This is a genomic window from Nocardia sp. CA-145437 (genome assembly GCF_050956485.1).
GTDB lineage: Bacteria > Actinomycetota > Actinomycetes > Mycobacteriales > Mycobacteriaceae > Nocardia.
Genome location: NZ_CP191204.1, coordinates 5,647,676 through 5,670,119 on the forward strand (window position 1 = coordinate 5,647,676; position 22,444 = coordinate 5,670,119).

16 protein-coding genes are annotated in these 22,444 nt (G+C 69.2%); 15 read left to right on the forward strand and 1 reads right to left on the reverse strand.

What is annotated here, in order from left to right; translation table 11 throughout:
- Positions 1 to 6 precede the first annotated feature (6 nt).
- The 14 genes from ACQPYY_RS26285 to ACQPYY_RS26350 all read left to right on the forward strand — a co-directional run bounded on the left by ACQPYY_RS26285 (position 7) and on the right by ACQPYY_RS26350 (position 15,652).
- On the forward strand, positions 7 to 2,418 hold the full coding sequence (locus ACQPYY_RS26285) for a beta-ketoacyl synthase N-terminal-like domain-containing protein (RefSeq protein WP_433591385.1): 2,412 nt from the start codon (positions 7 to 9) through the stop codon (positions 2,416 to 2,418).
- 55 nt (positions 2,419 to 2,473) lie between these two features.
- Positions 2,474 to 3,607 carry a 3-oxoacyl-ACP synthase III family protein gene (locus ACQPYY_RS26290; protein WP_433591386.1) on the forward strand — a complete coding sequence of 378 codons (1,134 nt, stop codon included), beginning with the start codon at positions 2,474 to 2,476 and terminating at the stop codon, positions 3,605 to 3,607.
- A complete protein-coding gene (locus tag ACQPYY_RS26295; RefSeq protein WP_433591387.1) occupies positions 3,597 to 4,154 on the forward strand; it encodes an ester cyclase in 558 nt (185 codons plus the stop codon). The genes ACQPYY_RS26290 and ACQPYY_RS26295 overlap by 11 nt, the downstream gene beginning before the upstream one ends.
- Positions 4,151 to 5,365: an FAD-dependent monooxygenase gene (locus ACQPYY_RS26300; protein ID WP_433591388.1), complete on the forward strand. Its 1,215-nt coding sequence runs from the start codon at positions 4,151 to 4,153 to the stop codon at positions 5,363 to 5,365. The genes ACQPYY_RS26295 and ACQPYY_RS26300 overlap by 4 nt, the downstream gene beginning before the upstream one ends.
- Position 5,366: 1 nt before the next feature.
- The gene (ubiG, locus tag ACQPYY_RS26305; RefSeq protein ID WP_433591389.1) at positions 5,367 to 6,074 is read left to right on the forward strand and encodes a bifunctional 2-polyprenyl-6-hydroxyphenol methylase/3-demethylubiquinol 3-O-methyltransferase UbiG; all 708 of its coding nucleotides are present in this window, start codon (positions 5,367 to 5,369) and stop codon (positions 6,072 to 6,074) included.
- On the forward strand, positions 6,071 to 7,036 hold the full coding sequence (locus ACQPYY_RS26310; protein ID WP_433591390.1) for an NADP-dependent oxidoreductase: 966 nt from the start codon (positions 6,071 to 6,073) through the stop codon (positions 7,034 to 7,036). Before ubiG ends, ACQPYY_RS26310 begins: the two co-directional genes overlap by 4 nt.
- A gap of 43 nt (positions 7,037 to 7,079) precedes the next feature.
- Positions 7,080 to 7,436, forward strand: a complete 357-nt coding sequence (locus tag ACQPYY_RS26315; protein WP_433591391.1) for a hypothetical protein — start codon at positions 7,080 to 7,082, stop codon at positions 7,434 to 7,436.
- 205 nt (positions 7,437 to 7,641) lie between these two features.
- A complete protein-coding gene (locus ACQPYY_RS26320) occupies positions 7,642 to 8,115 on the forward strand; it encodes a DUF1772 domain-containing protein (RefSeq protein WP_357278848.1) in 474 nt (157 codons plus the stop codon).
- A gap of 44 nt (positions 8,116 to 8,159) precedes the next feature.
- Positions 8,160 to 9,908, forward strand: a complete 1,749-nt coding sequence (locus ACQPYY_RS26325; protein ID WP_379095852.1) for an AfsR/SARP family transcriptional regulator — start codon at positions 8,160 to 8,162, stop codon at positions 9,906 to 9,908.
- Positions 9,909 to 9,910: 2 nt separating this feature from the next.
- Complete coding sequence (locus ACQPYY_RS26330; protein ID WP_433591392.1) at positions 9,911 to 10,414, forward strand: DUF2505 domain-containing protein; 504 nt, start codon at positions 9,911 to 9,913, stop codon at positions 10,412 to 10,414.
- Positions 10,411 to 11,337, forward strand: coding sequence for an SDR family NAD(P)-dependent oxidoreductase (locus ACQPYY_RS26335; RefSeq protein WP_433591393.1), 927 nt, complete (start codon positions 10,411 to 10,413; stop codon positions 11,335 to 11,337). The genes ACQPYY_RS26330 and ACQPYY_RS26335 overlap by 4 nt, the downstream gene beginning before the upstream one ends.
- Before the next feature lie 6 nt (positions 11,338 to 11,343).
- A complete protein-coding gene (locus tag ACQPYY_RS26340; protein WP_433591394.1) occupies positions 11,344 to 13,536 on the forward strand; it encodes an MMPL family transporter in 2,193 nt (730 codons plus the stop codon).
- Positions 13,537 to 13,622: 86 nt separating this feature from the next.
- Positions 13,623 to 14,939: a DUF2786 domain-containing protein gene (locus ACQPYY_RS26345; protein WP_433591395.1), complete on the forward strand. Its 1,317-nt coding sequence runs from the start codon at positions 13,623 to 13,625 to the stop codon at positions 14,937 to 14,939.
- 80 nt (positions 14,940 to 15,019) lie between these two features.
- A complete protein-coding gene (locus tag ACQPYY_RS26350) occupies positions 15,020 to 15,652 on the forward strand; it encodes a hypothetical protein (protein WP_433591396.1) in 633 nt (210 codons plus the stop codon).
- A gap of 494 nt (positions 15,653 to 16,146) precedes the next feature.
- Here the strand turns inward: ACQPYY_RS26350 and ACQPYY_RS26355 are convergent, their stop codons facing one another.
- Positions 16,147 to 18,612 (reverse strand): FHA domain-containing protein, encoded by a 2,466-nt coding sequence (locus ACQPYY_RS26355; protein WP_433591397.1) that lies wholly within the window; start codon positions 18,610 to 18,612, stop codon positions 16,147 to 16,149.
- A gap of 371 nt (positions 18,613 to 18,983) precedes the next feature.
- Here ACQPYY_RS26355 and ACQPYY_RS26360 point away from each other — a divergent pair, with 371 nt between their 5' ends.
- Entirely contained in the window at positions 18,984 to 22,220 is a 3,237-nt protein-coding gene (locus ACQPYY_RS26360) for a protein kinase domain-containing protein (protein ID WP_433591398.1), read from the forward strand.
- Positions 22,221 to 22,444 lie beyond the last annotated feature (224 nt).

The following is a 22,444-nucleotide window of genomic DNA, read 5'->3' on the forward strand; positions in this document are numbered from 1 at the left end:
TCGGCCATGCACGAAACCCATCGTCCGGCGCCCCGGCGCATCGTGATCACCTCGCTCGGCGCGATCACCGCACACGGCGCCGGCGCGGAGGAACTGTGGCAGCGGGTGCGCGGCGGCGAGGTCGCCATCCGGCCGCTGCGCGAATTCGCCGTCGCCGGACTGCCCGCGGCCATCGGCGGCGAGATCCTCGACCCGCCGCGCCCCAAATACGACTACCTGGCCCCACTCGGCCTCACCGACCCCGAACCGGCCATCGACTACGCACTCATCGCCGCCGAGGAAGCCATGGCGGGCGCGGGATTGGGCGTGCTGGAGGCGGGCGCGGCGCCCCGCCCGGACGCGCTCCCCGCCCACCGCTGGGGTGTGGCCTTCGGCAGCTGCAACAGCGGGATCCGCAGCGCCGAGAAGGCGGTCCGCCGCGCGGTCGACGCCGGGCGCACGGTCGGCGCGGACGAACTGGGACTCGGTGACGACCGGCACCTGCTGCTGGTGTCACCGCAGTTCTGCGCGGAGGCCCTCAGCGCGGCCTTCGGGCTGAAAGGTCCCGTGCTGTCGGTCAATACGGCCTGCGCGTCCAGCGCCCACGCTCTGGCCCACGCCGTCGAACAGATCCGCGCCGGACGCGCGGACGCCATGCTGGTCGGCGGCAGCGACGCGCTCAGCGAGATGGCGTACTACGGCTTCAACAGCGTCGAATCGCTGTCCTCGCGACCGGCGCGCCCGTATTCCCGTGACCGCGACGGTCTCTCGCTCGGCGCGGGCGCGGGCATGATGGTGCTGACCTCCGCCGAGGTGGCCCTCGCGGCCGGCGCCCCGATCGTCGCCGAGGTGCTCGGCTACGGCATGTCCGCCGACGGCTACCACGCCACCGCCCCGCATCCCCAGGGCGCGGGCGCGGCGCGCGCCATCCGCGCCGCCATCGACACCGCCGGGCTCACCCCCGCCGACGTGCCCTACATCAACGGGCACGGCACCGGGACCCCGAAGAACGACTCGGCCGAGAGCAACGCGGTCCGCGCCGCCCTCGGCGACGCCGCGCAGGACGTGGTGCTGAGCAGCACCAAATCCATGATCGGCCACCTGCTCGGCGCGGCGGGAGCCGTCGAAGCCATCGTCACCATCCTCGGCCTGCGCGACGAGATGATCCCGCCGACAGCCGGTTTCGCCGAGACCGACCCGGCGTGCGGGCTGGATCCCGCGCCGAACCAGGCCCGGGCCCTGCCCATGCGGGTCGCCGCCTCGAACAATTTCGCCTTCGCCGGGGCCAACGCCTGTGTCGTGTACGGGCGGCCGACGGGAACCGGCGATGAGCACGTGCCCGGTGCGGCCGACGAGTTCGATGAGGTCGTCGTGACCGGGATCGGCGTGCTCATGGGTGCGGCGGCCGACGCCGAACAGCTCTGGGCCGCATGGCGGGCCGGGGCCGGAATTGCCGAGTCGCACCACGGGTTGCGGGTGGTGCGAGTGGGCACCGACCCGGGAGCGGCCATTCCGGCGAAGGCGCGGCGGCGGATGGATCGCCTCGGCCAGTTGGCCGTGGCGACCAGCGAGCAGGCGCTCACGGCGGCCGGGCTCACCGCCGACGAGAGCGTGGGCGTGGTGCTCGGCACCGGTGTCGGGCCGATGAGCAGCATCTCCCGCTTCTTCGAGCCGACGGTGCTGGGCGGTCCGCTGCAAGGCAATCCGGCGATCTTCCCCAATACCGTCTTCAATGCCGCCGCCGGGCAGGTGGCGATGGCACTGGGCGCGAAGGGGCCGACGTCGACTCTCACCTCGGGTCACGCCGCCGGCGCTGCCGCTCTCGGTACCGCCTTCGACCTGTTGCGGGCCGGACGAGCCGACGCCGTCCTCTGCACCGGCGCGGACGAGCTCTCGCCCTACGCGCTCGACGCCTACCGGGGCGCGGGAGTGTTCACCGGTCGTCACGGCCGCGAATTCCAGCTCGCCGAGGGCAGCGTCACCCTGCTGCTGGAACGGGCCTCGACCGCGCGGGCCCGCGGGGTCACACCGCTGGCCGTGCTCGCGGGCTACGCCACCACCTGCGATGCGCTCGGCATCGCGCGCTGGGATCCGCGCGGGCACGGGGTGGAACGGGCCATGCGCGATGCCCTCGGCGCGTCCGGGGTGAAACCGGAAGACCTGACCGCGGTCTGGACCGCCGCGGCGGGCCTGCCCGCGGTGGACGGTCCCGAGCGCCGGGCCGTCGATCGGCTCGGCCTGAACCCGGCCTGTGCCCGGCAGGAGCCCAAGCGGGTGCTCGGCGATCCCATCGGCGCGGGCGCGCAGCTGGCCGCCGCGCTGGCCATCACCTCGTGGGCGCACGGCGCGGACCACGGCCCGGTGCTGGTCAACGGCTCGTCGCTGGGCGGCACCCACACCAGCTTCGTGCTGACCCACCCCGCGGCCGCACCGCGGTAACCCGACGCACCCACCCCATCGTGAACGCACACATCGAATCGTGAACGGAGACACCATGCCGAACCTCGACACACGCCACGTGTCGATCCTGTCCACCGGCTCCTACCTGCCCGGGGACCCGATCGACAACGCCACCCTCGAGCGCCTGTGCGGGCCCATGCCCGCCGAGGTCCTCGACAACATCCAAGTACGGCAACGGCATTGGATCATCGACCCCGCCACCGGCCGCCACACCACCGGCACCTCCGCCATGGCCACCACGGCGGCGCGGCGGGCGCTGGCCCGCGCCGGCATCGACCCGGCCGAGGTGGATCTGCTGGTCATGTCCTCGGCCAGCCCCGAATACCAGCTGCCCGCCGTGGTCACCTATGTGCAGGAGCGGCTCGGGCTCGCGCACTGCGCGTCCATCGAATTCCGGGCCGCCTGCACCGGTTTCGTGCAGGGCCTCGACTACGCGCGCCGCCTGCTCGCCGACGGCACCTACACGACGGCCGTGGTGATCGGCGCGGAATCCATTTCGCCGCTGCTGGTTCCGATGTACCTCGGCATGGACCCCGAACTGGTGCGCATGCGCGACCGGCTGGTCATCAACTCCTTCGGCGACGGCGCCGGGGCGGTCGTGCTGCGCGCCGGCGAACCCGGCAGCGCCGACCCGAACGGCGAATACCGTTTCGCCACAGCCTGTCTCGGCGGCGACCGCAAGCCGGGCATGCAGATCGTCGGCGGCGGCACCCACGAGCCGGTGTTCGATCAGGCCAAGCGCAAGCGCCTGGTGGAGATGAAGCTCGACGTGAACGGGACCGCCACCTTCGGGCCGCAGGTGTTCGTGGCGGGCATGAAGGACATGCTGGCGCGCACCGGGCTCACCGTCGCCGAGATCGACGCCTGCGTGCTGCCCGAAGGCAATGCCGACTATTTCACCGCCGAATTCGACGCCGCCGGAGTCTCTCCCGAGGACCAGGCGGTGCTGGCCAAGAACATCGTCGAGAACCTGGCCACCGTCGGCGCGACCGGCTCCGCGGCGGTGCCGCTGGCCCTCGACGACGGCTGGGTCCAGGGCCGGGTCCGGCCCGGCGACCAGGTGCTGCTGCTCGCCGTGGAGGCCAGCCGTTACCTCTACGCCGGTCTGTCGCTGCGCTGGGAAGCCCCGTTCGCCGAATCCGCCGAGGTGATCGACCATGTCGCCTGATCACGTGTTCACGGCGGAGGAGAACGCGCGCATCATCCGCCGCGTCTTCGACGAATTCGTCAACCAGGGCGACTTCTCGGTGGTCGACGAGATCTACTCCCCCGACATGGTCGACCACCAGCCGCTGCCCGGCGCGCCCGACGGCACCGCGGGCGTCAAGTACACCATCGCCGGTCTGCGCGAAGGCTTCCCGGACCTGCACGTCACCATCGAGGCGCTCAGCGCGCACGCCGACTACGTGGTCATCCACAACACCTGGCGCGGCACCTTCACCGGCGAATTCCTGGGCATGGACCCCACCGGGGAGGCCATCGAGTTCAAGGGCGTCGTGGTGTGGCGGCTGGCCGACGGCCTGATCTGCGAACGCTGGGGCATCGGCGTCGAATCCGCCATGCTCGAGGCGCTCGGCCTGGGCTGGCTGATGTCGGGCGCGCTGGGCCGCAAGGGCCGGCGCCGCAAGGGCGGCGGCATGGACCTCGCGGAACTGGCGGCCACCGTGTCGTCCCTGACCGAAGCGGTGACCCCGACCGAAGCGGGCCGGCCGTGACGCAGCGGCCACTGACCGTTCTCATCTCCGGCGGCGGCATCGGCGGCCTGGCCGCGGCCCTCGCGCTGCGACAGCGCGGCCTGCGCGTGCGGGTCTTCGAACGCGCCACCGAACTGCGCGACGGCGGTGCGGGACTGCACATCTGGACCAACGGCACCATCGCGCTGCAACGCCTCGGCGTGCTGCGCGAGGTGCTCGAGACCGCCCCCGTGCAGCAGATCACCCATTTCGGGACCTGGCGCGGGGACCTGTTCGGCGCGTGGCCGGTCGGCGGGTTCATCGAGAAGTACGGGTGCCCGACCATCGCGGTCGAGCGGTCGGTGCTGCACCGGATCCTCAGCGCGGCGGTCACCGCCACCGGCGACGACGCCGAGATCCGCACGGGCGCAGCCGTCGTCGGCTTCGAACAGGACGACACCGGCGTCACCGTGGAACTGTCCGACGGCGACCGGGTCCGCGGCGACGTCCTCATCGGCGCGGACGGCATCAACGGCATGGTCCGCAACGGACTGCTCGGCATGGCCCGGCCGCGCTACACCGGCTACATCGCCTGGCGCGGCAAAGCCGAACTGCGGCACGAGAAGATCCCGCCCGGTACCTTCTACGCGCTGTTCGGGCCCGGCACCCGATTCACCTTCTACGACGTCGCCCCCGGCGTCGTGCACTGGATGAGCGTGGCCAACGGCGAACCCGGCGGCCACGACGACGGCGACCCCAGAGAATTACTGGCGCAACGGCATCGGGGCTGGATGGCCCCGGTCGAGGAGATCCTGGCCGCCACCCCGCCCGAGGCCATCATCCGCGGCGACGTGCTGGACCGGGCTCCCGACAAACGCTGGGGCGCCGGCCGGGTCACGCTGCTCGGCGACGCCGCCCACCCCATCACCTTCAATATCGGCCAGGGCGCGTGCCAGGCCCTCGAGGACGCCCTCGTTCTGGCCGAGCAACTCGACACCACCGACCCGGCGACGGCGTTGCGCCGCTACGAGAAACAGCGCCGCGCCCGCACCGCCGGACTCCAGAAGGTGGCGTGGCGGATCGGCCGCCTCGGCGCGGTGGAGAACCCGCTGCTCATCCGGCTGCGCGAACTCGGCATGCGGCTGGTGTGGCCGTGGCTCGTCTTCCGCATCGCCGAACGCGACCAGATCGCCTACGCCACCCGCTGGCGCACCCCCGAACCGACCGCATCACTGCAGAAAGACGGTGTCTGACATGAAGCAATCCCAGACCGAGGCCGACTTCTTCGGCGACTTCGCCGAATCCTGGTGGGACGACGACTCCGCCATGAAGGGGCTCACCTCCTTCCAGCGCCCGCGCTTCGAGTACTTCGACACATTCGTCCAGGACTGGGCGGGCAAGAAGGTGCTCGACGTCGGCTGCGGCGGCGGATTCACCACCGAATACCTGGCCGGGCGCGGCGCCGAGGTGAGCGGGATGGACCCCTCCGCCCGGCTGGTCGCCGCCGCCCGCGCGCACGCCGAATCGACCGGCAAGAACATCGAGTACGCCGTCGGGCGGGCCGAGGCGCTGCCCTACGCGGACCACACCTTCGACGTCGTCACCTGCGTGGACGTGCTCGAGCACGTGGACGACCCGGCCATGGCGGTGCGTGAGATCGCGCGGGTGCTCAAGCCCGGCGGAATCTTCTGCTACGACACCATCAATCGCACCCTGCTGGCCCGCATCGTGATGATCTGGATCCCGGAATACCTCACCGGCATGGTGGCCCGCGGCACCCACCATCACCATCAGTTCATCAAACCCGCCGAGCTGGCCCGCCACCTCGACGCCGCCGGGCTGAAGCCGCTGGCCAAGCAGCGCGGGCTGACCATTCTCGGCAAGAAGCGCGACGGCAACCTGATCATGTTCACCACCGCGGACCTGTCCTCCACCTATATCGGTGCGGCGGTGCGCTCGTGAAGGCGGTCTTCTACCGGCGCTACGGCGACGCGTCGGTCCTCGAATACGGTGAGCTGCCCATCCCGAAGATGGCGCTCGACGGGGTGCTGCTCGACGTGAAGGCCGCCGCGGTCAACCCGATCGACTGGAAGGCCCGCGAGGGCTATCTGGATCCGTTCGCCGACACCGTCTTCCCCATCGTCCCGGGCGCGGACGTGTCGGGCGTGGTGCGCGAGATCGGCATCGGCGTCAACGAGTTCGCGGTCGGCGACGAGGTCGTGGGCTGCGTGCGCGAGGACTACCTGAGCCGCGGCAGCTTCGCCGAGGTGATGCCCGCGCCGGTGCGGGCGCTGGCGATCAAACCGCCGAACATGGGCTGGGCCGAGGCCGCCGCCATGCCGCTGGCCGCGCTCACCTCCTACCAGGCCCTGGTGCGGGTACTCGACGTGCAGCGCGGGGAGACCGTGCTCGTGCACGGCGCGGCCGGTGGCGTCGGCAGCGTGGCGGTGCAGATCGCGGTGCACCTGGGTGCGCGGGTGATCGGCACCGCCAGCGAGCGCAATCACGAATTCCTGCGTGAGCTGGGCGCGGAGCCGGTGAATTACACGGTGGGACTGGCCGATTCGGTCCGCGCCCTCGCCCCCGACGGGATCGACGTGCTGCTCGACGCGGTCGGCAAACGCATCCAGCGCACCGTGCTGCCGCTGCTGGCCCCGCACGGCCGGTTCGCCTCCGTGGTCGACCCGAAGGCCCGCGAACTCGGCGGCTCCTACGTGTTCACCCGGCCCGACACCGGCGACCTGCCCGTGGTCGCCGCGCTCGCCGCCAAGGGCGTGTTCCGGGTGCCGGTCGGCGCGGTCTTCCCGCTGCCCGAGGCCGCCGGGGCGCATCTGCTCAGCCAGGGCGGGCACGCCCGCGGAAAGGTCGTGGTCGCCATCGACGAGGCCGCCTGCCAGGAGGAAAACCCTTACGATGAACGGTAATTCAATGCTAGCCCACCGCCGTGTGCAGGGCATGGTCCGGCAGATGGCATGGTCGCAGGCGCTGGCCCGGATCGCCATCGGCACCGGCATGCTCACCCAGCCCGCCACGGTCTCCAAATCGTGGTCGGGCGAATACGACGACAACGCCTCCTCCCTGCCCACCCGCGCGTTCGGCACCCGGGACATGGTGATCGGGCTCGGCACCGTGTGGTCGCTGCGGCGCGGGCACCCGGTGCGGCACTGGTTCGTGCTCGGCGTCGCACTCGAACTGGTGGATGCCACGGTGACGCTGAACAAGCGCGGGCGCCTCGGCGTGACCGGGCCGCCGGACACCTGGGAGTTGCTCACAGCAGCGGGATTGGCCGGCGGAATTCTGGTAGCCGCGGCGTTGCGGGAGTAACGAACCCCCTACCGCCCCATAACCGATCACAAAGCGCACCGGGCGAGAACTGGCCATCGCCACAATCACATTTCGGTGAAATGTCTTGCACCACACGGTGCAACATAATGTTCACGACAATTTGCGACGATCACCACTACCGACGCCGAGGTGGAGAATCGGCGGTAGCCGTTCTCGCCCTTGGCCATTCGCCGAGGATTTGCTAATGGAAATTCTGTTCCAGTCAGCCATAGGTATTTCAATTCTGACGACCGCGGTCGTCTACGGCACCGATTTTTTCTGCGCCCTGGTGCTGCGGACGGCCTTCGCCCGCATCGACGACCGCGCCCTGGCAGCGGTCACCGGCCGGATCCACGAGGTCGCCGACAAACGCATGCCGATCCCGGGCGCGGTCGGCGTGGTCGCCGCGGTCGTGGCCACCGGCCTGGCGTTTCTCGACGGCAAGACCGCCGCGGGGGGCTTCGCGGCGCTGGCCGTCGCCACCCTGGCCGTCTGGCTGGGCATCTACGCCCGGATCAGCGCGCCGGTCAACAAGCAGCTCACCGCCGCGGTCATCGCCGACCGCGTCCCCGCCGACGTCCGCGAGATGCAGCGCACCTGGGACAGCGTCATCGTCGTCCGCGTCGTCCTGCAGGGAATCGCCCTGGTCGCACTCTTTCTCGCGGCGCTGTCCATGTAATGGGCTGCGCCGCAACCAAACCAGGGGGGAAGTTAGGCGTGACAATGATCCAGTTCAAGCTCCTGGGCCCGGTACAGCTCCACGTCCACGGCAAACCCGTCGACCTCGGGCCGCCCCGGCAGACCAGCCTGCTGGCCGCACTGCTGGTGGATTCGGGCCGGCCGCTCTCCATCGACACGCTCATCGACCGGGTGTGGGGTGATTCCCCGCCGGTCGCCGCCCGCGACGCCGTCTACACCTACGTCGCCCGGCTGCGGGGGGTGCTCACCGAGGCCACCGCCGGGCACGGCGGCCCACCCGTCCAGGTCAACCGCGGCTCCGGCGGCTACACCCTGTCCACCCCACCGGATTCCGTCGACCTGCGGCACTTCATGGACCTGGTGGACCGGGCCCGCGCCACCGACATCGACGACCCCGGCCGCGTCGAACAACTCGCCGCGGGGCTGAACCTGTGGAACGGCAGCGCCATGACCGGACTGGACAGCGAATGGGCCCGGCGACTCAGCGACTCGCTGCACCGGCTCAAGCACGAGGTCACCGCCGACTGGGCCGACGCCGAGATCCGGCGCGGCAACCACTCACTGGTGATCAACCGGCTGCACACCGCCCTGCTCGAGGAACCACTCGCGGAAGGGTTGCAGGAGCGGCTGATCCGCGCCTACTTCCTCAACGGCGAGACCGCCCAGGCGCTGCGGCAGTACGAACTGGCGCGGCGGCTCATCGCCGACGAACTCGGCGCCGACCCCAGCCCCGGCATGCGGGACCTGCACTGCCAGATCCTGCGCGGCGACCCGCCCACCGTCACCCTCGGCATCGCACCCGACATGGTGCCGCTGGCCCCGCTCGGATTCAGCGGGCGCGACGCCGAACTGGCCACCCTCACCGGCATGCTCACCGACGAGCCGTCCCCGCGGCCGGTGCTGGTCACCGGCGGCGCGGGCGTCGGCAAGACCGCGCTCGTGCTGCAGGCCGCCGACTGCCTGCGCGACCGCTTCCCCGACGGGATGCTGTTCGCCGACCTGGCCGAAGGACCGAACGCCACCCCGGAGACGGTGCTCGGCCGATTGCTCACCGCGCTCGGCATCCCCGCCGACGCCATGCCCGCCACCCTCGCCGAACGCGCCAACCTCTACCGGGCGCGGCTGGCGCGGCGACGGGTCCTGGTGATCCTCGACAATGCCGTCACCGAATCGCAGATCATCCCGCTGCTGCCCGCGGGCGGATCCAGCACCGCGCTGATCACCAGCCGATTCGCCCTGGGACTCACCACCGTCCGCACCTACGTCCTGCACGAGCTGTCCCGCACCCAGGGCCTGCAAGTGCTGGTCGCCACCGTCGGCCGGGCGCGGGTGCTGCCCGAATGGGAGGACGCGGGCAGCGTCGCCGACCACTGCTCGGGCATCCCGCTGGCCCTGCGCGCCGTCGCCTGCCGCATGTCGGCGCGACCGCACTGGACCTTCGCCCGCATGCTGGCCCGGATCAGCGACGAACAACGCCGCCTCGAAGTCGTGTCCTACCAATCCCTCGACATCCGCGCCAGCCTCGACCTCACCTTCGACCGGCTCGACAGCACCGCCGCCGGCGTCTTCCGCGACCTCGGCCACCACACCTCCGCCGGAACCGAATTCATCGCCCCCGACCACCCCGAACTCAGCGCCGACGAGGTCGAGGACGCCATGGACCGGCTCGTCGACGCCTACCTGCTCTCCGAGGTCGGCCGCGACGACGCCGACCGCGCCCTCTACCGAATGCTCGACATCCACCGCATCTACGCCAAGCACCTGGGAGACTGACCATGCCGCGTTCCGTGCAGCACACCACCCCGTACCCGTACAGCGACGTCCAGTTCCATCGCGCCCTCGGCTCCCGCGACTACTGGGAACAGCGCATTCGCGAAATCGACGGCGCCGACGCCGAATTGGCCACCTTCGAGATCACCCCGAACCGCACCCTGGTCACCGTCAACACCGTCATCCCGGCCTCGTCCCTGCCCGGCCCGGCCGCCACCTTCCGGCCCAACGGCGTGCGCTACACCTACAGCGAGACCTGGTCCGAACCCGCCGACGGCATCGCCCGCGGGCGGATGGACGGGCAGGTCGAGGGCATGACCATCAAACTCGGCGCCGACCTGGTGCTGCGACGCACCGACAGCGGGTGCGAATTCACCATGTCCGGGCAGATCGAAGCCCGGGTTCCCCTGATCGGCAGGCTGATCGAGGCCGATATGGGCAAGACGTTCACCAGCACCGCGGCCGCCATCGACGAGTTCACGATGAAGTGGCTGGAGAACGCGGCATGAGCCTTCCCGTTCTCATCACCGGCGCGACCTCGGGGCTCGGCCTCGAAACCGCGAAAATTCTGGCCGCCAAGGGTGTTCCACTGATTCTCGGATGCCGTGACACCGAGCGGGCGGAGGCCGCTCGGCAGCGGATCCTGGAACACGCGCCCACGGCCCAGGTGGAACTGCTGGAACTGGAACTGGCGTCACTGGAGTCGGTCGGGGCGGCGGTGGAAGCCCTGCACCGCCGGGAACAGCCGCGGCTCGGCGCGATCGTGTGCAATGCCGGTCTCCAGATCGTGGACCGGGTGCGCAGCTCCGAGGACGGCTACGAATTGACCTTCGCCGTCAATCATCTCGGGCATTTCGCGCTCGTCACCGGGTGCGCGGACCTGCTCGACGTGGGGTCACGGGTCCTCGTGGTGTCCAGCGACGTGCATCAGGGGCCGCGCAAATCGATGGGGTTCCCCGCGCCGCAATGGCGCGCACCCCGCGAACTCGCCACTCCCGGTGAGGGTTCCGGCCGCGACGGACGGGTCGCCTACGCCACCAGCAAGCTCGCCAATGTGTACTTCGCCTACGAGCTGGCCACCCGGTGGGGCGATCGCGGGATCACCGTCAACGCCTTCGACCCGGGCCTGATGCCGGAAACCGCTCTCTCCCGCGGCTACTCGGCGCCCGCCCGCATCGGATTCCGCCTGCTCGCGCCGGTGCTCATCCGGGTCATGCCCATCGCCCGCACCGTCGCCCGCTCGGCCGCCGACCTGGCCTGGCTGATCACCGGACCCGACCTCGCCGGCACCACCGGCAAGTACTTCACCGGCGCGGCCGAAGTGCCCAGCGCACCCGAGTCCTACGACCCCGAGCGGGCCGCGGAACTGTGGCAGGTCTCCGAGGACCTGGTCCGGACCGCGCGGCGGGTGCCGCCCGCCGAACGGCGGTGAGCGCGCGTGCTGCTCGCCATCGCCCACTTCGCCCAGCGTCGCGCGCGTGCCGTCCTGGTGCTCGCGGGGCTCGCCGCCATCCTGTGCTACGCCATCGGGTGGTCGGCGCCGATGCATCTCAAATCCGGCGGCTTCCAGGCGCCGGACTCCGAATCCACCTGGGTCGACCGGTATCTCGAAGACCACTTCCCCGGGGCGGCGCCGAATGTGGTGCTGGTGCTCACCGCGCCCGACGGGATCGACACGCCCGCCGCCACCACGGTGGGACAGCGCATCACCGATGAACTGACAGCGAACTCGGATCTCCAAGGGGTGCAGTCATATTGGAGCGTCCCCACCGAGATGCGCACCGCGCTGCGCAGCACCGACCGCCACAGCGCGGTCCTGGTGGCCTACGTGCGCGGCGACGACACCGCCGCACCGAAACTCGCGGGCACCCTGGCCGACAAGTACAACGGCAGCCAGGACGGAGTCCGGGTCCGGGCCGGAGGTGAAGCCGTCGCACTCGCGCAGATGAGCAAGCAGATCACCCTCGACCTGGTGCTCATCGAATCCATCGCGATCCCGCTGGCCGGCATCGCGCTGGTGCTGGTGTTCGGCAGCCTCGTCGCGTCCATGCTGCCGTTGCTGGTCGGCGTGATCACCATCGGTGCGGCGCTGGCCGTGCTGCGGGTGCTGGCGGCGGTCGGCGACGTCTCCATCTTCGCGCTCAACATGACCACGGCGCTGGGATTCGCGGTCGCGCTGGACTCCAGCCTGTTCATGGTGAGCCGATTCCGGGAGGAGATCGCGGCGGGCTCCGACACCGTCGACGCGGTCGCCCGCACCGTCCGCACCGCCGGGCGCACCGTGCTGTATTCCGGTCTGACCGTGGCGCTTTCACTCGCGGCGCTGCTGGTGTTCCCGCTGTACTTCCTGCGGTCGTTCGCCTACGCGGGACTGGCGGTGCTCGCCGCGGCGGTGTTCACCACACTGCTGGTGCTGCCCGCGGCGCTGGCGCTCATGGGCACCGGGGTCGAGGCGCTCGACGTGCGGCAGTGGCTGCGCCGACGGCTCGGCCGGCCCGATCCCGTCCCCCAGCCGGTGGAGCGGGACCGGTGGTATCGCTTCGCCATGGGCGTCATGCAGCGGCCGGTCCTCGCCATCGCGGCCGTCGTCGCGGCCTTGCTGCTGCTCGGGGCGCCGTTCCTCGGCGTGCGCTTCGGGTGGGCCGACGATCGGGTACTGGCCTCCGGATCCAGCAGGGAGGTCGGCGACGCCTCCCGCACCGGCTTCTCCGAGAACCTCACCGCGGGCATCCTCGCCGTCCTGCCCGACACCCACGGGGACACCGCGCGCGTGGCCGACTACGCGCGCACCCTGTCCCAGGTCCCGGGCGTGAGCTCGGTGCTGTCCAGCGGCGGCGTCTACGCCGGGGGACTCCCGGTCGCCGGGCCGCAACCCGTCATGGCCGGGGACGCCGGAACCTACCTGCGCATCGGAACCCGCCTCGACCCCTACTCGGCCGCCTCGACCGAACAACTTGACCGCCTCCGCGCGGTTCCCGCCCCCGGACCGGTGCGGTTCGGCGGCCCCGCCGCCCGCAACGCCGACTCCGTCCACGCCCTCGGCGCACGAGTCCCGTTGGCACTGGCCCTGATCGCGGTATCGATGTTCGTCGTCCTGCTGATCTTCACCCGCAGCGTCGTGCTCCCGATCAAGGCCCTGGTCCTCACCGTGCTCTCCCTGGCAGCCACCTTCGGAGCCATGGTCTGGATCTTCCAGGACGGCCACCTCTCCGGCGCCCTGGGCTTCATCCCCACCGGATACCTCGTCCCCACCATGCCGATCCTCATGTTCTGCCTGGCCTTCGGCGTATCCATGGACTACGAGGTCTTCCTCCTGTCCCGAATACGAGAGGAATACCTCGAATCCGGCGAGACCGGGCGTTCGGTCGCCGTGGGCATCGCCCGCACCGCACGAATCTTCACCGCGGCGGCGGCGCTGCTGGCCATCGCCTTCGTGGGGATGGTCTTCGCCCACGTCTCCTTCGTCCAGCTCTTCGGCCTCGGCCTCACCCTGGCCGTCCTGGTCGACGCCACCGTCATCCGCACCATCCTGGTCCCGGCCCTGATGCAGACCATGGGCCGCCTCAACTGGTGGGTGCCCGGACGCACGAAAACCGCTGCGCCCGAACCGGTATCCACCGACGCCGGCTGAGCCGGGCTGCCGGTCACGCTCGGCGTGACCGGCAGCCCCACGGGACGCGACCGCGGCCGCCCGGCCGTGAAATAGGGTTGATGGCCGTGGGTAAGCCGAATCGCAAGCACCGGGCCGCCAAGTTGCGTGCGCAACTGGGTGACGTTCGCTTCCTGACCGGCGAGGGAGAGCGGCCGACCGCGCAGGAAGTCGGGAACGCGGTGCTGGCGGCCGCGATGGCCGCGGCGCGGGTGGGAGCGGGGAGCAAGACGGCTCGGGGAGATTCCGGGATCGCGGGGCGGTTCGCCGCGGAGGTCGCGGACAGCGGGCTGTCGGATCACGTGGTGGGATCCGGGGTGCACCTGGCCGGGCGGCACGTCATTCGGCGGGTGTTTCAGCACGGGTGGCTGCCGGGGGATGTGCACGAGGCGGCGGCGCGGCGGGCCGACGAGTTCGCGGTCGGGTTCCTCGTCGACGTGATGGCCGACCATGTGCGGCCCTTCGCGGCCGACACCATGGACGAGACGTGGGTCGAGCAGCTCGAGGCCATCGAGGCCCGGGTCTGGTGGTCGGATTCGGAACCGTTCTTCGGGCAGTGGGCGGCCAAGCACCTGCTGACCTCGCGCGAGGCCATCACGACCGTCGTCGAGGCGCTCGCCTTGCTGCTTCTGCTGCCGGAACTGGAGCTCATCAGGCCATTGCCGGGCAGTGCGCGGCCGCGGGCCGGGGTGCATCATCACGTCGACGAGAAGGTGCTCGGGCGGGTGCGGGGGTTGCTCGCGAAAGCCGAATCGACCTCGTTTCCCGAGGAGGCCGAGACCTTGTCGGCCAAGGCGCAGGAGTTGATGACCAAATACGCGCTCGATCGGGTGCTGGTCGATGCCGACACCTCGGTGCCCGATCTGCCTGGGGCGCGGCGGATCTGGCTCGACACCCCGTACGTCGACGCGAAGGCGCTGCTGGTGGACGTGGTCGCCAAGGCCAATCGCAGTCGCGCCATCGTGGCCTCGGAATGGGGGTTCGTCACCATCGTCGGGGACGACGCGGATCTGGAGGCCATCGAACTGCTCACCACCTCGCTGCTGGTGCAGGCCACCCGGGCGATGATCGCGAGCGGACAGGACACCCCCGACGACGGGGCGCGCAGCCGGACCTTCCGGAAATCGTTCCTGGTCGCCTACGCCACCCGCATCGGGGAACGGCTCGCGGCGGCCACCGCGGCCACCATCGCCGAATCACCCGACCCCGAACGGCTGCTACCGGTGCTGGCCTCGCATCAGCTCGCCGTCGACGCGGCCTTCGACACGCTGTTTCCGCAGGCCCGCAATCGCGGCATCACCATCCGCAGCGCCGAGGGCTGGGACGCGGGCCGGGCCGCCGCGGACCGCGCGCAACTCGACGCCCGGCGGCCGATCGGCCGGTGATCCGCCGCACGATCCTGCCGGTCGGTCTCGAATCCGTGACGGCGCGAGCAAACATCGCAAGAACACGTTACAGTCCGGCCGTGAAATATCTTGTGGGATGCGCAATGGCCCTGTCGTTCGCGGCGACGGGTTCACCGGTCGCGCAGGCGGATTCCGCACCAACCTGTACCGACACCCCGAACTCGTACACCGCCGGCTGGCAGACCGGATGGGCGTCGTACCAGGCCGCGGAGAAGAGCGGATCCTCCGGCTCCGCCTCGCGCACGGTCGACCTGCCGATCACCATCAACGCCCCGATCGACAAGGTGTGGACGGTCTACTCGAACCTGCGCAACGACATCGGCCGCCACCCGTTCCTCAAGGACATCATCACCCACCGCACCTGCAGCGACGGCGTGAGCACGACCATCGATTTCACCGCGCTGGAGAACGTCCCCATGGGCTCGGTGGATTACCCCGCGAAAACCCAGGCCGAGCAGCGCCTCTTCCCGGCCGACCGGTACTACCTCACCGACAGCTACGACACCCCCGGTGTCATCACGCATCAGAAGGTGACCTTCACCGACAACGGCAACGGCACCACCGCGGTGAACGAACACATCACCTTCAGCTGCAACCCCCTGCTGCTCAACTTCACCGTCAGCAACGGCGTCTCCTCCCACCAGGCGTACCAGGCTGCACTGAAGCGGGACATCGAGAACGGCACGCTCTGACCGCCACCAGACGTAGCCACCGAAAAGGCCCGGTCCTGCTGGACCGGGCCTTTCCCATGCGACGCCGCGGGACGCCTTTCTCCGAGCCTCTTCCTCAGAGGCACCACACCAAGTCTGCGGATCCCGGCAACGGGAAGGTGAAACAGATGCCGACAGATCCATCCACGGGCGTAGCCTGCGGTTCGCTGGCCGACGCCGCCGATGCTCCGGCGAGGCCGAGCGACAGCATGATCGCGGTCGCGGCTACGGTCCCGGCGATTCTTGCTTTCATTTGATCAACTCCTTGCACCATTTTCCGAGGAAGGACTTCCTCCTCAACGGTAGCCAGGAGTTTCCTCAGCCGTAACTGGTGACACCGACCCTGAATGGTGGTGGACACTCGTCAGTACCTCCACCGAGGGTCCATGGTCCACCATGACGGTCGCGCACCACGTCCGGCTCACACACCGCGGGCAACGCGAAGGGTTCACCGGTGCGGTAGTCCTGGAGCAGGCTCACATCCGAGCGGCAGGCGCACCGCGCCGCCGTGGCTGCAGCTGGTGCAGCCGATACCAGGCCAGCGCGAGGAAGATCGCGGCGAGACCGGTGAGGACTCCCATATCGAGCAGCCATGTGCCGATGGTGTGTTTCCACAGCGGGTCGGGCCCGCCATCGTGCGGCGAGAGGGTATCGAGGTCGATGCTGGCCGCTGCGGCGCCATAGCCCCACCGGGACGGCGACACCAAGGACAGCTGTTCCAGAACGGGCGTGCCGGGCAGCCGCACCAGCCCGCCGGTGAGCACCAATTGCGCCATCGACAGCACTATCAGCAGGGGCAGTGTCTTTTCCGAGGTGCTCACCGAAGCCGACACCAGCAAGCCCAGCGTCAGTGACGCGATGCCCAGCATCGCCATCGCCAAGACCAACTCCAGCTGGGCCGAAGTGAATAACCCGCTCGGCGGAAAACTCGTGCCGATGGAGCCGATCAAGAACAACACCGCCGCCTGAAGGACGGTGATCACACCCAAGACCAGCACTTTCGACATCAAATAGACCCCGGCCGACAGTCCAGCCGCGCGTTCTCTGCGGTAGATCGTCTGTTCCTTGACGATCTCGCGAATCGCGTTGCCGGTGCCGACGAAGCAGGCGCCGAAAACCAGGATCATCAGCTTGGTGGAGGCATCTGTGTTGGTGCCCGGCGCCCCGGTGAAACCCGCGCCCGCCGGGACCGCGGCGATCAAACCGCCCAGCAGCAGCGGCATCACGCCGAGCAAGGCCAGATAACTGCGGTCCGAGGCGATAACCGCCAGATACCGCCGGCACAGTGTGCTGAGCTGGCTGAGCTTGGACTGCCGCGCGGGCGGCGGCGAAGCCGGTGCGTGTACTTCCGCCGGTCCGATGTCGTCGATCGGCCCGACAGCGACGTAGCTCTCGAAGCGCGGGGAGTTCCGGAACTCACCGGCCCAGTCGCGGTCCTCGTCCCGGTCGAATGCCTGGAACACCTCGGCCCAGGTCCGCTGCCCGAACTCCTGCAACCCCTCCGCGGGCGGTCCGTAGTAGGCCAGCTTGCCGCCGGGCACCAGCACCAGGAGGCGGTCACAGGAATCGAGATTCGCCACGCTGTGGGTGACGACGATGACGGTCCGCCCGTCGTGGGCGAGTTCGGACAGCATTTCCATGACCGTCTTGTCCAGGCCGGGATCCAGGCCGGAGGTCGGTTCGTCGAGGAACAACAGCGACGGTTTGGTCAGCAGTTCCAATGCGACGCTCACCCGTTTGCGCTGCCCGCCGGAGAGCCGATCGATGCGGGTGTCGGCATGCCGCGACAAGCCGAGTTCGTCGAGGACTTCGTCGACTCGCTGCTCGCGCTCCTCCCTGCGTGTGTCACCGGGGAAGCGCAGCTCGGCCGCGTAGAGCAGGGCGCGTCGCGTCGGGAGCTGGTTGTGCAGGATGTCCTCCTGCGGAACCAACCCGATCCGGTGTCTCAGCTCGTCGTAATCGGTGTACAGATCGCGTCCGTCGTAGCGGACCGTCCCCTCGGTCGCGGGCCGCATCCCGGTGACCGCGCCCAACAGCGTCGACTTGCCCGCTCCGCTGGGTCCGATGACCCCGACGAGTGAGCGCTGCGCGATGGGGAAGGTCACGTCGTCGAGCAGCACTTTGCCTTCCGATGTCCGCACGATCAGGTTCTGGACACAGACCGAGATGTCACCCGTATCGACGGACTCGCGCAGTTCGTTGCCGACGAGCCGGTAGGTGGTGTGTCCCATGCCGATCAAGTCGGATTCGGACAGGTCCGCGGTCTCGATCCGGTGGCCGTTGACATAGGTGCCGTTGTGGCTGTCGAGGTCGACGACTCGATATTTGCCTTCGGCGATCACCTGTAGTTCGGCGTGATGGCGAGACACCATGAGGTCGGGCACAACGATGTCGTTGTCGGCGGCGCGTCCGAGCCGGAGTGTGCCCGAGACGATCCGTACCACCGCGGTGGGCTGGGTAGCCGGAGGCGACGACCGCGACACTCGCCGCGGCAGGCCCGGCTCGAACAGGGTGACCGTGGCTTCATCGTCCAAGTCATAGCCAGGATTCGGGACGACCATCGTGTCCCCGCCGAAATCGTCATCGGGTTCGGGCGCGGGGGCGGGTTTGGGTGATTCCAGCGAGCAGGACAGCCGCGCACCATCTTTGGCATGCCCCAGCTTGAAGGTCTCGTCGTGGTCGATCAGCATCCGCTCGACGCGCTGACCGTCGAAAAAGGTGCCGTTCAGACTGTGCGCGTCCTCGATTTCCCAACCGTCCGATCCTCGCTCCAGCACGGCGTGCACGGACGAGACACGCGGATCGGTGACAACAACGTCGGAGGTCGGATCGCGGCCGATGTTGTACACGCCCCCGGCGCGCAGCCGATAAACGTGTTCTCGCGTCTGCACCACGAGAACGGGCGACTCGGGGAATTCTGTGGAGGACCGCTCATCCGCCATAACGGGAGTATACGACCGTGCCTAACTGCCGCGGCGAATGCTGACGGAATTCGAAATACTGAAACGAGAGAATCTGACGCAAGATCGAAGCCGAATATTTCTCGATTTGTTTCACGCACCGAATTCCCACAGCTCCCCTATGCGGGCTCACCGGGGTTTTCGGCGCCCACGTCCAGATTGCCGAAGGCCACTCTTATTACGACCCGGCGTCCGAATGATGAATCGTGTTGCCGTACCCGAATCGGCTCACCGATGTGTGGATGCGGCCTTCAGCGCCCGGCCACCCTGCCCTGATCGGGACCTGGCGGCGGCATCCGAACGTCGCATGGAGATATTCTGGCTGGTGCCCGCTGGTAGATCACGAGTATCCGATGGTCGAGAACGATCCCTACCCAACCCAGCGTGATGTCGGCGTCGATGTCATCACGGAACTGGGTTCTGCCGGTTTCGAGGACGCGGTGGAGATCGGGCGGGGCGGGTTCGGAGCGGTGTACCGGTGTCGCCAGGTCGGTGTGGACCGCACGGTGGCGGTGAAGGTGCTGACCGAGCAATTCGACGAGGATCGGGAACGATTCCTGCGCGAGCAGCGCGCGATGGGACGGCTGACGGGGCACCCGAACATCGTCGACATGCTGGAGGTCGGCGCCACCCGCAGCGGAAACCCCTATCTGGTGATGCCGTATCACTCGGGCGGCTCGCTCCAAGCGCGCATCCAGCGTAACGGTCCGCTGTCGCTGCCGGAGGTGCTGCACCTCGGGGTGAAGATCGCCGGTGCGCTCGAAACCGCGCATCGCACCGGCGTGCTGCACCGCGACATCAAGCCGGGGAACATCCTGCTGACCGACTACGGTGAGCCGGCGTTGACGGATTTCGGGATCGCCCACATCACCGGCGGATTCGAGACCAGGACCGGCACGATCACCGGTTCACCAGCCTTCACCGCGCCCGAGGTGCTCGGTGGGGAGGCCCCGAGCCCGGCCTCGGATGTCTACGGGCTGGCGTCGACGTTGTTCTGCGCACTGACCGGTCACGCGGCCTTCGAACGCCGCAGCGGGGAACAGATGGTCGCCCAGTTCCTGCGGATCACCCGGCAGCCGATTCCGGATCTGCGCGACAACGACATTCCCGAGGACGTGTGCACGGTGATCGAAGGTGCGATGGCGCGGAATCCGCTCGACCGTCCCACGGCGGCGGACTTGGGCGGCCAACTCCGGCAGGTCCAGCAACGGCTTGGTCTGCCCGCCGACCGCGTGCCCCTGCCGGCCGAGCCCGCGACCGGCTCCGCCGACGCGGGATCGGCGGAGCGGGTGGTGCACGGCGCCGGGAATCTGCCGCTCGAATTGACCAGTTTCGTGGGTCGCCGCAATCAGGTGACCGAGGTCGAGAACCTGCTCGCCGGATCCCGTCTGGTGACCTTGACCGGGATCGGCGGGGTCGGAAAGTCGCGGCTCGCACTGCGGGTCGCGCACAAGGTGAAGAAGGGTTTCGCCGACGGCGGGTGGATGGTCGAACTGGGCGAGGTCCGGGATCCGGCACTGTTGGTGGACATCGTCGCCAAGGCTCTCGGTCTGCGCAGCCGAGGAGCCGGGCCGGTGCTCGACATGCTGATCGGGTACGTGTCCACGCGCGAGCTGCTGATCGTGCTGGACAACTGCGAGCAGGTGATCGACGAGGTCACGAAACTGAGTGAATCGCTGCTCCGGGCCAGCCCGCGCCTGCGGATTCTGGCGACCAGCCGCGAGGCCCTCGATGTCAGCGGCGAAACGGTACTCGCAGTGCCCCCGTTGGCGATTCCCGATCCGGCGGTCAGGCCGGCGCCGAGAGCCGCTCGCGACGACGCCGTGGCCTTGTTCGCCGAACGGGCCGCCGCGGTGGTGCCCGGTTTCGAGGTGACCGCCGACAACCGAGCCTGCGTGACCCGGATCTGCGCACGGCTGGACGGGCTGCCGCTGGCGATCGAACTGGCCGCGGCCCGGCTGCGCACGATATCGCTCGAACAGATTCTGACCCGGCTCGACGACCGCTACGGTCTGCTGACGCGGGGGCGGCGTGGCGCCCCACTGCGGCAGCAGACCCTGGCCTGGTGTATCGGCTGGAGCTATGACCTGTGCACGCCGGACGAACAACGGCTGTGGACCCGGTTATCGGTCTTCGCAGGCGGTTTCGAGCTCGACGCCGCCGAGCAGGTGTGCGGCGGCGACCTGCCGGAATCGGACTTGCTCGACACGGTGTCCGCACTGGTCGACAAATCGATTCTGATCCGCGAGGAGGTCGGTCACACGGTTCGCTTCCGGATGTTCGAGACCGTCCAGGAATACGGCCGGCAGCAGGCCGAGGAACGCGGAGAGTACGTGGATTCCGTTCGGCGACACTACGATTGGTGTCTGCAACTGACGCTGCGGGCGGAGGCGGAATGGATCGGACCGCACCAGCTGCACTGGGCTGCCCGACTGGATCGGGAACTGCCGAATCTCCGGAGAGCACTGGAGATCTCGGTGTCCGAGGGGCAGGAATCCGCCGTGCGGATGACCACCGCCCTCTATCCCTTCTGGATCATGCGCGGACAGCTGAGCGAAGGTCGCCGGTGGTCCGCCCGGGCACTCGACCGCACCACCGGGGCACAGATCATCGATCGAGCCAAGTCGCTCCACGTGGCCCAGGCGATGGCCGCGCTGCAGGGCGATTTCGACGACGCCACGGACAAGATGACACAACTCAGGCTGGTGGCCGAACACACCACCGATCCGGTGGTCGCGGCTCTGCTCTCCCACGCCGAGGGCAACACCCTTCTGATGACGGGCGACGCCGACGTGGACCACGCCCACCGCCTCGTGGCCGACGCCGTCGAGATCTACGCGGCATTCGGTGAGCTCGCCTTGCAGTTGGATGCGTTGATCTCGCTCGGATGGTCCTGCGCGATCCTGGGTGACGCGGCGCGGGCGACCGGGTATTTCGAGCAGGTGCTGGCGATCACCGAATCCGCTCACGAAACCATGCTCCGGTCCTGGGCACTGTGGGCGGCGGGGTACACGGTGTGGCGCGGAGGCGAGCCGGACCGCGCTGTGCGGTTGCTCGAGGAGGGCATCCGGTTGGCCCGGCTGGTGGCGGATCCGCTGGTCGCCGCGGCCTGTACCGAGGCGCTGGCCTGGGTCACGGCCGAGCGGCACCCCGATCGACGCGCGGCTGTGCTGATGGGCGCCGCCGATGCCTTGGTCAGCGTGTCCGGCAGTTCGGCGTTCGTGTTTCCGGTTCTGCTCGTACACCGCGAAGACTGCGAGCGCCGCGCTCGGGAGGCGCTCGGCGCGAAAGTGTTCGAGGCGGGTCGCCGGGAAGGCGCCGCGATGACCTTCGACTCCGCGGTGGCGTACGCGCTTCGCGAGCGATCCGGCATACCCACCCCCACTCGGGGTCCCGGCGCGACGCTGACCAAACGTGAGCGCCAGGTCGCCGAGCTCGTCGCCCGAGGCTTGTCCAACCGGGCGATCGCCACTCAACTCGTGATCTCGCAGCGCACCGCGGAAGGGCATGTCGAACATATTCTCACCAAGCTGGATTTCACCTCGCGCCTGCAAATCGCGACCTGGGTGGCCGATCAGACTCGATCCTGAACGGCTCGCGCCGTTATCGTCCGACGGGCCGAACAGGTTCCGGATCGAAGAACAGTCGCTCATTCGGCAGCCGCGTGTCCGGCAGCGACCCCTCGAGCTCGTGCATCTTCAATTCGATTGCGCACCAGCATCTCCGGCGACAATCGTGGATGAAGTTCAGTGCGGCGGCCAGGGTCGCCCGGTAGTCGAAGGCCGTTCCGCCCAACCAGATTCGTACGTGCGCC

Bases quoted from the DNA above. Each gene is read 5' to 3' on its own strand.
- ACQPYY_RS26295 (WP_433591387.1), top strand. From the start codon at position 3,597: ATGTCGCCTGATCACGTGTTCACGGCGGAGGAGAACGCGCGCATCATC.
- ACQPYY_RS26315 (WP_433591391.1), top strand. From the start codon at position 7,080: ATGGCATGGTCGCAGGCGCTGGCCCGGATCGCCATCGGCACCGGCATG.
- ACQPYY_RS26325 (WP_379095852.1), top strand. From the start codon at position 8,160: ATGATCCAGTTCAAGCTCCTGGGCCCGGTACAGCTCCACGTCCACGGC.
- ACQPYY_RS26290 (WP_433591386.1), top strand. From the start codon at position 2,474: ATGCCGAACCTCGACACACGCCACGTGTCGATCCTGTCCACCGGCTCC.
- ACQPYY_RS26360 (WP_433591398.1), top strand. From the start codon at position 18,984: ATGGTCGAGAACGATCCCTACCCAACCCAGCGTGATGTCGGCGTCGAT.
- ACQPYY_RS26320 (WP_357278848.1), top strand. From the start codon at position 7,642: ATGGAAATTCTGTTCCAGTCAGCCATAGGTATTTCAATTCTGACGACC.
- ACQPYY_RS26335 (WP_433591393.1), top strand. From the start codon at position 10,411: ATGAGCCTTCCCGTTCTCATCACCGGCGCGACCTCGGGGCTCGGCCTC.
- ubiG (WP_433591389.1), top strand. From the start codon at position 5,367: ATGAAGCAATCCCAGACCGAGGCCGACTTCTTCGGCGACTTCGCCGAA.
- ACQPYY_RS26330 (WP_433591392.1), top strand. From the start codon at position 9,911: ATGCCGCGTTCCGTGCAGCACACCACCCCGTACCCGTACAGCGACGTC.
- ACQPYY_RS26285 (WP_433591385.1), top strand. From the start codon at position 7: ATGCACGAAACCCATCGTCCGGCGCCCCGGCGCATCGTGATCACCTCG.
- ACQPYY_RS26355 (WP_433591397.1), bottom strand. From the start codon at position 18,612: ATGGCGGATGAGCGGTCCTCCACAGAATTCCCCGAGTCGCCCGTTCTC.